This window comes from Sphingobium sp. ba1 (assembly GCF_000743655.1).
Classification (GTDB): domain Bacteria; phylum Pseudomonadota; class Alphaproteobacteria; order Sphingomonadales; family Sphingomonadaceae; genus Sphingobium.
On sequence record NZ_JPPQ01000083.1, the window covers coordinates 167,467 to 177,969 of the forward strand.

Consider the following 10,503-nt stretch of genomic DNA (forward strand, 5'->3'; position numbering starts at 1 on the left):
CGCCAACCGGCGCAAAAAGGACGGCAGAAAGGAACCTGTCCCATGTTCGCTGCCTATTATCCCGCTCTGGTCGTCGTCTCCATGGCCGCCTTCGCCGCCGTCATGCTGTATGTCAGTATCGAGGATCGCCTGAAGAATTAACTGCGGGCCAACGCCTGCAACGCATCGCCGTCGAGCCGCTGGATGGTCCATTCGTCCATCGGCACCGCCCCGATCGCGCGATAGACGGCAATGGCCGGTTCGTTCCAGTCCAGCACCGACCATTCCAGCCGGGCGCAGTCCCGCTCGATCGCGAGTTGCGCCAACCGGACGAGCAGAGCCTTGCCCGCGCCTGATCCGCGCGCTTCGGGTCGCACGAACAAATCTTCGAGATAAAGCCCCGGTCGCCCTTCGAAGGTCGAGAAATTGTGAAAGAAGAGCGCGAAGCCGATGGCGTCGCCCTGCCGCTCCGCGATCAGCACTTCGGCCATGGGGCGAGCGCCGAAGAGATAGCGGGCGAGCGTGTCGCGGTCCGTATTCACGGCATGGGCGAGTTTCTCATAGTCGGCCAAATCGCGGATGAACTGCAAGATAGTGTCGATGTCGCCCGGCTCGGCCGCGCGGATGAGAATGGTGTCGGTCATGCGGTTCCCGCTTCCACATGGGCCAGATCGGCCCATTTCGTGCGCGACGCGATAAGGCAGGCGACCACGATCAACAAGGCACCGGCCACCGTCGGCAGCGTGATCCGCTCATCGAACACCAGCCAACCCAGGATCGCGGCCCAGACGAAGGCGCTATATTCGACCGGAATCAATCGTTGCGCCTCCGCCCGCGCATAGGCCCAGGACAGGGCCGCGAGCGAGGTGAAGGCGAGGGCGGCTGCCAACAGGATGAGCGGAACGGCCGGGCGTGGTGGCAGGGCCAGCAGAAAGGGGGCGCCGAGCGCGAAGACACCGAGCATCACCAGATGCTGAAAGAAGGCGACCTCGATCGGCGAGGCGACCTGCGCCTGTTGCCGCTGGATGATGAGGTTCCAGGCAAAGAGTACCGCCGACGCCAGCACGGCCCCCGCGCCCAGCAGCGCATCGGCATCATAACGCCCCTGCAACCGGCCCGACAGGATGACGGCTACGCCCACCAATCCCAGCAGCGATGCGCCGATCGCGCGGCGGCCGATCCGTTCCTTGAGCAGCAGGGCGGCGAGGTAGAGCGCGATCAGGGGGGCGATGAAAGACAGGGCGATGGCTTCGGCCAGTGGCATCCGCATGATCGCCCAGAAGAACAGCCCGGCCATCACCGCGACCACCGTGCCGCGAAGCAGGTGGATACGCAGGACCGCGCGCGAGGGCCAGCGCTGCCGCGTGAGCAGCATGAGCGCAAGGCCAAGCAGCGTGCCAGCAACCGCCCGCCAGAACAGCGCATTGTAGAGGCCGATGCCAAGGCTCAACCCCTTCATCGCCGCATCCATCACAGCAAACAGCGCCACGCCCGCGCAGCAGACGGCAAAGGGGATGGCGAAACCGACTGCGGGGCGCGACGCCCCCATGGCAGGCGTCACTCCGCCGCCTGCGCCTTGCCCGCGTCGGTCATCTCCGATTCCGCCTTGGCGGCTTCGATTTCGGCGGCCTTGTCCTCCACCAGTCGGACGATGTGATCGACCAGCGCTTCGTCCTGCACCGTATGGTCGGTGATGCCCGACAAATAAACCATATGCTTGCCGTTGCCGCCGCCGGTCAGGCCGATGTCCGTCTCGCGGGCTTCACCGGGGCCGTTCACAACGCAACCAAGGACGGACAGCGACAAGGGCGTGTGGATATGCTGGAGCCGTTCCTCCAGCGCCTGCACGGTGCGGATCACGTCGAAGCCCTGCCGCGCGCAGCTGGGGCAGGAGATGACCTTCACGCCGCGGGTGCGGATGCCGAGCGATTTGAGGATTTCATAGCCGACGCGTACTTCTTCTTCGGGTTCCGCCGACAGCGAGACCCGGATCGTGTCGCCGACGCCTGCCCACAGCAGGTTGCCGATGCCGATCGCGCTCTTGACCGTCCCGCCGATCAGACCGCCGGCTTCGGTGATGCCGAGGTGCAGCGGGCAATCGACCGCTTCGGCCAGTTGCATATAGGCCGCGACCGCCAGGAACACGTCGCTCGCCTTCACCGCGACCTTATATTCGTGGAAATCCTGGTCCTGGAGCAGCTTGATATGGTCGAGCGCGCTTTCGACCAGCGCTTCGGGGCAGGGCTCGCCATATTTTTCGAGCAAATCCTTTTCGAGGCTGCCCGCATTGACGCCGATGCGGATGGCGCAGCCATTGGCCTTGGCGGCGTCCACCACTTCCTTCACCCGCGCCTGCGACCCGATATTGCCGGGATTGATCCGCAGGCACGCCGCCCCCGCATCGGCGGCTTCGAGCGCGCGCTTATAGTGGAAATGAATGTCCGCGACGATCGGCACGCGGGCGGCGCGCACGATCTGCTTGAGCGCCGCGGTGGACTCTTCGTCCGGGCAGGAGACGCGGATGATGTCCACGCCCGCTTCCTCGCAGCGGCGGATCTGGTCGATCGTGCCCTTGATGTCGTGGGTCAGCGTGTTGGTCATGGTCTGGACGGTGACCGGCGCGCCGCCGCCGACCGGAACATTGCCGACCATGATCTGTCGGCTCTGCCGACGGGCAATATCGCGCCAGGGGCGCAGGCCGGGATTATGGTCGGACATGAAAAAGGGGCTCCGTTGTTACGAAGCCCCTATAGGGATATTTGGTGACGGTTAGAAGCGTTGCCTTTTGGTGTTTCAGTCGGGCTGGCACCGCTTCTTCAAAAACGCATCGTCAGCGACGCGGCGATCTGATCGGCATTGCCACTCGTCTGCGCCCGCGTCGTGGCGGTGACGGTGGCAGGCGCCGGGAAATAGCTGTCCGGGCGGATGATGTTCGCCTTTTCCACGAAGGTATGCGCGTAGCTCAGGTTCAGCGCGAAGGACTGCGAGAGGTTCCAGGTCGCGCCGCCGCTGAGCCAGACGCGATCGCCATCAGGAACGCGGGTGGTCAGATGCTGCGGATTGGTCGGCGAGCGATCGAACATCGTGCCCGCGCGCAGCGTCAGCTTGTCGTTGACGTCATATTCGCCTCCCGCGCTGACACTGAAGGTGTCGCTATATTCCAGTTCCTTGACCGATGTGCCGTTGGCGGCGTTGATCGTGATCGCCTGCATCACCGACCAATTATACCAGCGCGCTGTCAGCATCGCCCGCAATTGCGGTGTCAGACGGTGCGTCATCGACAGGGTGACGATATCGGGCAGGGTCAGCGGCGCGGTGGCGGCGAAGCTGCCATTGGCACCGGCCAGCGGCCCGGCAAGGCCAGAAATCACCTGCTCGCCCTCAAGGCTGTGCTTCATGCGCGAGCGATAATGGACGCCGAACTGGGTGTCGCCCGCCCGGTAGAACAACCCGGCATTCCAGCCGACCGACCAATCATCGCCCTCAACCGAGGCATGGCCATCAGCCAGCAGCGGCGAGAGCTGCGGCAGCGCGTTGGTCAGCGTCACCTTGACATATTGCACATCGACGCCGCCGCCGACGGACAGGTTGTCGGTCAGCTTATAGGCGGCCGATGGCTGGATATTATAGGTTTTGAGGTCGGTGTAGAGCGAGTCATAGCGCCCGAAATAGCCATCCTCATATTCCAGCTTCAGACCGAACGGTGCGTTGACGCCCAGGCCCACCCACAGCCGGTCGCTGACCTGGCCGGTGGCATAGAAGCTGGGGATGGGGATCACGCTTTCAAACGCATTGCCGCCGTTGGTGCCGCTGACGGGCACCTGCGTCGTCACGCCGGGAATCGTGCGGGTGGTGCCGCGATTGGTCTGCTGCGCCTTGGCGAACAGCGCGATGCCGCCGACCGAGGTCTGGATGCCCGACAATTCGGTCATCGCGGCGGGATTGAAATAGACGGTCGAGGGGTCATCGCCCGCTGCCGCGCCGCCCGACAGGGCACGCCCGGTTTCCTTGGGCGATTGTTCCTGCAGATAGAAGCCCCCGGCCAGCGCCGGGACGGGCGCGGCGATCGCACCTGCGACAAGCAGGAAGGACGGGAGGCGGCGGCTGAACGACATGGCAGATCCTCTACGGCTATTTTCAACCTGCGCGGCCATATATGGCAAGGACGCGGGCTTTTGACGCAGGCCGCTTACCAACACTATGGTTAAATTCCAGTGTTTAGCGGTGAATATCCGGCAGGGTTTCGGTCCGTTTATAACGAGGATGCTGGCTGACGTTACGGCGAACGGGTGCGACAGCGTCATGGAAACAGCACAAAAAAAAGCCGCCCCGGAGGACGGCTTGTAAAGTTTTAGGAGAGGATGCCTGAAAGGCCCGCTCCTTTTGCTCAGCCATCGCCTTTGTTGCAAATGCGAAACGGACATGTCTGATTGCGTTTCTTGCAATCGTTTGAGCAGGGCTTTTATTCCGTAAGGGAAGGCAGGTTGGCGAAAAATCGCATGGATTAGATTTTTACGCGATCCAGCCCGGACGCCACCAAATGCGAATCGATTTCAGCGATCAGGCGCGCCAATCCCGCCGCATCGGTCGATTCCGCGCGGGCTACTAGCGCCGCTTGCGTATTGGAGGCGCGCAGCAGCCACCAGCCATCTGCGGTGGTGACGCGCGCGCCGTCGATGGTTTGCATATCCGCCCCCGCCGCCCGTAGCCGCGCGCAAATCTCGTCGATCACGGCGAATTTGCGCATGTCATCGACGGGGATATGCAGTTCGGGCGTCGCGGCCATGGCGGGCATGGCGCTGCGCCGGTCGGTGATGCTGCCCCCTGCCCCGCTTGCGGCGCGGATCAGCCGGATCGCGGCGTAGAGGCCGTCGTCATAGCCATAATAATCATCCGCAAAGAAGAGATGCCCGGTCATCTCGCCAGCCAATAGCGCGCCTATCTGCTTCATTCTGGACTTGATATGGCTGTGGCCGGTTTTCCACATGTCGGGCCGCCCGCCGCGTGCCGCGATCCGGTCGAAGACGGTCTGGCTGGTCTTTACATCCGCGATAATCCGGGCGCCGGGATGCTTTTCGAGCAGGTCGTCCGCGAACAGGCCAAGCAACTGATCACCCGCTATGGTGCGGCCCAGCCCGTCGATCACGCCGATCCGGTCGCCATCGCCATCGAAAGCCACACCGAAATCGAGCTGCTTGTCGAGGACGAGCGCGCGCAGATCGGCAAGGTTCGCCTCTACGGAGGGATCGGGGTGATGGTTGGGAAAATTGCCGTCTATCTGGGTGAAGAGGCGATGATGCTCACCCGGCAGCAATTGCACGAGCGCCTCGACCACTGGCCCGGCCGCACCATTGCCCGCGTCCCAGCCGATGCGCCAGGCCCGGCCGTCGAAATCCCGCATCAGCCGGGCGACATAGCGGTCCATCATGGCAGTCGTATCGACCCGCCCTACCCCGGCATCCCAGTCGCCCGCCGCCGCCATCTGGCCCAATCGCGCGATGTCCGCCCCGAAAAACGGCGCGTGTCGCTGTACCAGCTTGAAGCCATTTTGATCGCCGGGATTATGACTGCCGGTTATCTGAATGCCGCCATCGACCTCGCCCGTCATTTCGGCGAAATAGAGCATGGGCGTCGGGCCAAGACCGATGCGCAGCACGTCGATGCCGCTGGCGGTCAGCCCGTCGACCAGCGCCGTTTCCAGCATCGGGGAACTCAGCCGCCCGTCATAGCCGACCGCGACCCGTGATCCCCCTGCCCGCGCGATGACGGTGCCAAAGCTGCGGCCCAAGGCCCAGGCGTCGGCAGCATTCAGCGTTCGCCCCACCGTACCGCGCAGATCATAATCGCGCAGCAGCGTCGGGTCGAACCGATGGCTCATCCCTCTTGCCGGTCGGCCAGCAACAGGTCGCGCGCGGCGTTAATCTGTGCCGCCAGCGCTTCGGTGCCACCCTTGTCGGGATGGACCGAGGCAATCAGGCGGCGATGCGCCGCGCGGATGGCGGCGGGATCGGCATCGGGACCGACCCCCAGCAAGGCGCGCGCCTGGGCGAGATCGTCGATCCGGTGCTGAGGCGGGGCCGGTGTCGCGCGGGTACGGGGTTTATAGCGACGCAGCAGAAACAGCCCTGCGCCGATCAGCACCGGCGCGCCGATCACCGGCTTGCCCTTGGCCGCCAGCACCGCACCCACCAGCATCGCGCCAAGCGCCATGCCATCCTTCGCCGTCATGCGTTGCAGCCTCCCGGTCCAGATGAGCCAGCCGGCCAGGGCGACGAGCAGCAGCGCCAGCCAGCCCATCAGGCCGCGCCGAGCATGTCCACGGGCACCGCACCCGCATGCGTGGGCAGGGCAAGCCCCGACACCATTTCGCGCAATTCCTGGCGCGCGGCGATGTGGCTGACGCCCAGTTCGCCCAGATGCCCCTTATCGAGTAGGGTCAGGCCGGACGGGAAAAGTTCGCGGAAGATCACGCGCTCCGACAATCCGGGGATGACGCGGAAACCGACTCGGCGCGACAATTCCATCAGCGCGTCGCCGACCCGCTTCTTGTTGCGGGCGTCATGATGCTGGAGCCGGTTGCGCAGCACGACCCAGTCGATCGAGACGCCATCGGCCTTGGCTCTGGTCTTGCGCGCTTCGAAGATGAGTTCGGAATAGAAGGACAGGCGACGGACTTTGAAACTTTCGGCATCGACCTGACCGATCAGGTCGAAATCGACGAAACTGTCGTTCATCGGCGTGACCAACGTATTGGCGCGCGCGGCCATGTGGCGCGCAAAGACATCGTCGCGGCCGGGGGTGTCGACGATCAGGAAATCCTTGTCCTGCGATATGGTGGCGACTTCGGCGTCGAGCGCTTCGAGGCTGTCGCCTTTCAGCACGGCAAAGTCGGGCGCAGGCAGGTCGATCTGACGGCGGCGCGCGGTTTCGGCGCGGTTTTCCAGATAGCGGGTGACGGTGCGCTGGCGCGGATCGAGATCGATCATGCCGACGCGATGGCCAAGCGCCGTCAGGGCGATGGCCGTGTGGACCGCTGTGGTCGACTTGCCCGTGCCGCCCTTTTCATTGGCAAAGACGATGAGATGCGGCGTTGGATTGCCCATTGGTCGCTTGATAACCCCGTTGATTGTCGCCATGATTCCTGGTGGCCGCCAAGGCCGCAGCCCAGCAGGTCGACCGCTTGTTCCCCTGCCCTTATCGGAGCCGTTCCCCCCGTGCAAACCCTGTCTGACCTGCCCGCCCTCCGCGCTGCCGTCGCGGCGCTGAAAGCCGACGGAAAGCCGTTGGCGCTGGTGCCGACCATGGGCGCTTTGCATGACGGGCATATGGCATTGGTGCAGGAAGCCAAGCGGCATGGGCGGCATGTCGTGGTATCGATCTTCGTCAATCCCAAGCAATTCGGCCCGACCGAGGATCTGGACGCTTACCCCCGACGCGAGGCGAAAGATGCGGCGATGCTGGCGGCGGCGGGCGTGGACCTGCTCTGGCTGCCGCCGGTCGAGGTCATGTATCCCACAGGCTTTGCCACCAATGTCAGCGTGTCGGGGGTGAGCGAGGGGCTGGATGGCGCAGCGCGGCCTGGCCATTTCGATGGCGTCGCAACGGTGGTCACGAAATTGTTCAACCAGGTGCGGCCCGACATCGCGGTTTTCGGCGAAAAAGACTATCAGCAACTGGCCGTGATCCGCCAAGCGAACAGCGACCTGGACATAGGTATCGATATTATCGGTTTGCCGACCCAGCGCGCCGAGGATGGCTTGGCGCTTTCCTCGCGCAATGCCTATTTGAACGAAGCGGAGCGCAAGGCCGCGTTGGCGCTGCCGCGCGCCTTGGGCGAGGCCAAGCGGCTGATGGAAAAGGGCGAGAGCGTCAAATCCGCGACTTCCAAGGCTATGATTATACTGCAAAATCATGGGTTCGGACCGATCGACTATGTGACGCTGTGCGATGCCGTGACGTTGGAACCCATGACGGTGCTGGACCGGCCGGCCCGGTTGCTGGGGGCGGCGAAGCTGGGCAAGACGCGGCTGATCGACAATATCGCGGTAGAGCCAGTTTAGGGTTTTCGATAGTTAGCTAACTATCTAATATTACTATTTTGCTGGGTTTTGGAGCGTTATCACACCCTGCCCGCCGTTCGCCCTGAGCTTGTCGAAGGGCTTTTCTTCCGAAAGAAAAGAAAGGGGCTTCGACAGGCTCAGCCCGAACGGGGTGGGTGGGTCCCAAGCAGGATCAGAAGGGCTTTACGATTACCGCGATGACGATCACCGCCGCAGCCACGCCGGGGACTTCGTTGAGCAGGCGCAGTTGGCGGTCGGTCATGGTCCGCTGGCCCCTGGCGAGTTTCTTGGCATAGCTGGCGATCCAGCCATGATAGCCCGACAGAGCGATGACGAAGAGCAGTTTGAGGTGAAACCAGCCAAAGCTCCACGCGCCGATTTCCACCATCAGCATGAGGCCCAGGACCCAGACCAGCACCAGCGAGGGATTGAGGATGATCTTCAAGAGCCGCTGTTCGCGGTCGATCCATTTGCGGTCCTCGTCCGAGCCGACGGCGCATTCCTGATGATAGACGAAGAAGCGCGGGATCATGAACAGCCCCGCCATCAGGAAAATGACGAAGATGAGATGGGCAGCCTTCACCCAGAGATAGGCAGCACCAAGATAGGCCATCAGCGTTTTTCCTCCTGCCGCACATAGCTAAGCAATGCTTCGACATGCGCAATGGGGGTGTCGGGCAAAATGCCATGGCCAAGGTTCATGATGTGGGGCCGGTCGGCGAAAGCGGCGCGGATATTGTCCACGGCCTGCTCTACGGCTTGGCCGCCCGCGATGAGGGCAAGCGGATCGAGATTGCCCTGCACCGGCAGGCCTTTAGGCAACACACGGTTGGCCCAGTGCGGATCGACGGTTTCATCGACGCCGATCGCATCGACACACGTGCCCACCGCATAATCGGCGAGTTTCGCGCCGGCGCCCTTGGGAAAGCCGATGATCGGGATGTCGGGGTGTAGCGCCTTCAACCGGCTGACGATCGCGGCATTGGGTGCGATCACCCAGCGTTCGAACTGGAGCGGGGCGAGGCTGCCGGCCCAGCTGTCGAACAATTGGACAGCTTCGACCCCGGCCTCGATCTGGCCGGAGAGATAGGTAACGGTCGCATCGACGATCGCGTCGATCAGCGCGGCAAAGCGAGAGGGGTCGCCATAAGCGAGGCGGCGGGCCGCGCCCTGATCCTTGCTGCCCTGGCCAGCGACCATATAGGTAGCGATGGTCCAGGGGCTGCCTGCAAAGCCCAAAAAGGTGACCGAGGGGTCGAGGGCTGCCTTCACCTGCCGCACCGTCTCATAGACCGCCTCAAAACGGCTATAATCAGGTTTCAGGGTCGAGAGGTCGGTGTCGCTGAGGATCGGAGCGAGGCGCGGGCCTTCGCCGGTTTCGAACCAGAGATTTTGTCCCATCGCATAGGGGACGATCAATATGTCGGAAAAGAGGATCGCGCCGTCGAAGCCGAAGCGACGCAGGGGTTGAAGCGTGACTTCGGCCGCGGCCGCGCTGTCATAGACGAGTTCGAGGAAACCGCCCTTGTCGGCCCGCAGCGCGCGATATTCGGGCAGATAGCGTCCGGCCTGTCGCATCAGCCACATGGGCGGCACGGCGGGGCGTTCCCCCCACAGGACGCCAAGGAGCGGCTTGGCCACGGGATCGGCCTTCGGGTCGACAAGCATCGGACTCTCTTCTCTTCTATTAAGATTCAAATAGGAATGTTGGAGATAGTAGGGGCGTTGGCAGCGGGGTTTATGCGTTGTGCCCGCTTTTGCCAACAGCTTGACTCCGATCCGCCCAGCCTTGCCCGTCCGAGTCCCCTGGCTTATCCCCGTTATCCACAGGCTGTTGAGGAAAAATCGGGTCTGTTGGGGGCCTGTGGGTAAGAGTCCGGGCAGCGTGGAGCGAAAATCGGGGGTCGATTGCTCCCCATTTCGTCCCTTGCTTTATCCACAGCCTATGCACAGAGATATGGCCATGGCGCGCATCCATCTCCATCTGCTTTCGGACTCCACCGGCGAGACGCTGGAGAATATCGCCAAGGCCGCGATCGGTCTGTTCGAAAATGTCGATGCGATCCGCCATTTCTGGCCGATGGTGCGATCCGAAGTCCATCTCGACCGGATCATGGAGGAGATTTCCGCCAATCCGGGGCTGGTGCTGTTCACCCTGACCAACCATCCGTTGCGCAAGCGGCTGGAGACGCGCTGCCGGGCGCTTGGCCTGCCCCATGTCGCGGCGCTTGATAGCGTCGCCGATGCGCTGTCCAACATATTGGGGCAGGAAACCCGCACCCGGCCGGGGCGCAAACATGTGCTGGACGAAGCCTATTTCGCGCGGATCGAGGCGATCCAGTTCACCATTGCCCATGATGACGGGGTGGGGCATGAAAATTGGGAAGAAGCCGACATCGTGCTGGCGGGCGTGTCGCGCGCGTCCAAGACGCCGACGTCCATCTACCTCGCCAATCGTGGCTAT

At 63.2% G+C, this 10,503-nt stretch carries 11 protein-coding genes; 2 read left to right on the forward strand and 9 right to left on the reverse strand.

Annotated features, from left to right (window positions below):
* Positions 1 to 137: 137 nt before the first annotated feature.
* The 7 genes from IL54_RS20100 to IL54_RS20130 form a co-directional block, all read right to left on the reverse strand.
* A complete protein-coding gene (locus tag IL54_RS20100) occupies positions 138 to 623 on the reverse strand; it encodes a GNAT family N-acetyltransferase (RefSeq protein ID WP_037479896.1) in 486 nt (161 codons plus the stop codon).
* A complete protein-coding gene (locus IL54_RS20105; protein WP_037480582.1) occupies positions 620 to 1,528 on the reverse strand; it encodes a DMT family transporter in 909 nt (302 codons plus the stop codon). The genes IL54_RS20100 and IL54_RS20105 overlap by 4 nt, the downstream gene beginning before the upstream one ends.
* An 8-nt stretch (positions 1,529 to 1,536) precedes the next feature.
* Complete coding sequence (ispG, locus tag IL54_RS20110) at positions 1,537 to 2,697, reverse strand: flavodoxin-dependent (E)-4-hydroxy-3-methylbut-2-enyl-diphosphate synthase (protein WP_037479899.1); 1,161 nt, start codon at positions 2,695 to 2,697, stop codon at positions 1,537 to 1,539.
* Positions 2,698 to 2,795: 98 nt separating this feature from the next.
* A complete protein-coding gene (locus IL54_RS20115) occupies positions 2,796 to 4,094 on the reverse strand; it encodes an OmpP1/FadL family transporter (RefSeq protein WP_037479902.1) in 1,299 nt (432 codons plus the stop codon).
* Positions 4,095 to 4,483: 389 nt separating this feature from the next.
* A complete protein-coding gene (pgmG, locus tag IL54_RS20120) occupies positions 4,484 to 5,857 on the reverse strand; it encodes a phosphoglucomutase/phosphomannomutase PgmG (protein ID WP_037479905.1) in 1,374 nt (457 codons plus the stop codon).
* Complete coding sequence (locus IL54_RS20125) at positions 5,854 to 6,276, reverse strand: J domain-containing protein (protein ID WP_037479907.1); 423 nt, start codon at positions 6,274 to 6,276, stop codon at positions 5,854 to 5,856. Before IL54_RS20125 ends, pgmG begins: the two co-directional genes overlap by 4 nt.
* Positions 6,276 to 7,082 (reverse strand): division plane positioning ATPase MipZ, encoded by an 807-nt coding sequence (locus tag IL54_RS20130; protein ID WP_037479910.1) that lies wholly within the window; start codon positions 7,080 to 7,082, stop codon positions 6,276 to 6,278. Before IL54_RS20130 ends, IL54_RS20125 begins: the two co-directional genes overlap by 1 nt.
* Before the next feature lie 111 nt (positions 7,083 to 7,193).
* Here IL54_RS20130 and panC point away from each other — a divergent pair, with 111 nt between their 5' ends.
* Positions 7,194 to 8,039 (forward strand): pantoate--beta-alanine ligase, encoded by an 846-nt coding sequence (gene panC / locus IL54_RS20135; RefSeq protein WP_037479913.1) that lies wholly within the window; start codon positions 7,194 to 7,196, stop codon positions 8,037 to 8,039.
* Positions 8,040 to 8,211: 172 nt separating this feature from the next.
* Here the strand turns inward: panC and IL54_RS20140 are convergent, their stop codons facing one another.
* Together IL54_RS20140 and hemE are read right to left on the reverse strand one after the other, a co-directional pair.
* Positions 8,212 to 8,652 carry a CopD family protein gene (locus IL54_RS20140; protein WP_037479916.1) on the reverse strand — a complete coding sequence of 147 codons (441 nt, stop codon included), beginning with the start codon at positions 8,650 to 8,652 and terminating at the stop codon, positions 8,212 to 8,214.
* Positions 8,652 to 9,707, reverse strand: a complete 1,056-nt coding sequence (hemE, locus tag IL54_RS20145) for a uroporphyrinogen decarboxylase (protein ID WP_037479918.1) — start codon at positions 9,705 to 9,707, stop codon at positions 8,652 to 8,654. The genes IL54_RS20140 and hemE overlap by 1 nt, the downstream gene beginning before the upstream one ends.
* A 295-nt stretch (positions 9,708 to 10,002) precedes the next feature.
* Here hemE and IL54_RS24420 point away from each other — a divergent pair.
* Positions 10,003 to 10,503, forward strand: a 501-nt coding sequence (locus IL54_RS24420) for a kinase/pyrophosphorylase (protein WP_162182267.1), incomplete at its 3' end; no start/stop codon positions are given.

Bases quoted from the DNA above. Each gene is read 5' to 3' on its own strand.
- IL54_RS20100 (WP_037479896.1), bottom strand. From the start codon at position 623: ATGACCGACACCATTCTCATCCGCGCGGCCGAGCCGGGCGACATCGAC.
- IL54_RS20105 (WP_037480582.1), bottom strand. From the start codon at position 1,528: ATGGGGGCGTCGCGCCCCGCAGTCGGTTTCGCCATCCCCTTTGCCGTC.
- ispG (WP_037479899.1), bottom strand. From the start codon at position 2,697: ATGTCCGACCATAATCCCGGCCTGCGCCCCTGGCGCGATATTGCCCGT.
- IL54_RS20115 (WP_037479902.1), bottom strand. From the start codon at position 4,094: ATGTCGTTCAGCCGCCGCCTCCCGTCCTTCCTGCTTGTCGCAGGTGCG.
- pgmG (WP_037479905.1), bottom strand. From the start codon at position 5,857: ATGAGCCATCGGTTCGACCCGACGCTGCTGCGCGATTATGATCTGCGC.
- IL54_RS20125 (WP_037479907.1), bottom strand. From the start codon at position 6,276: ATGGGCTGGCTGGCGCTGCTGCTCGTCGCCCTGGCCGGCTGGCTCATC.
- IL54_RS20130 (WP_037479910.1), bottom strand. From the start codon at position 7,082: ATGGGCAATCCAACGCCGCATCTCATCGTCTTTGCCAATGAAAAGGGC.
- IL54_RS20140 (WP_037479916.1), bottom strand. From the start codon at position 8,652: ATGGCCTATCTTGGTGCTGCCTATCTCTGGGTGAAGGCTGCCCATCTC.
- hemE (WP_037479918.1), bottom strand. From the start codon at position 9,707: ATGCTTGTCGACCCGAAGGCCGATCCCGTGGCCAAGCCGCTCCTTGGC.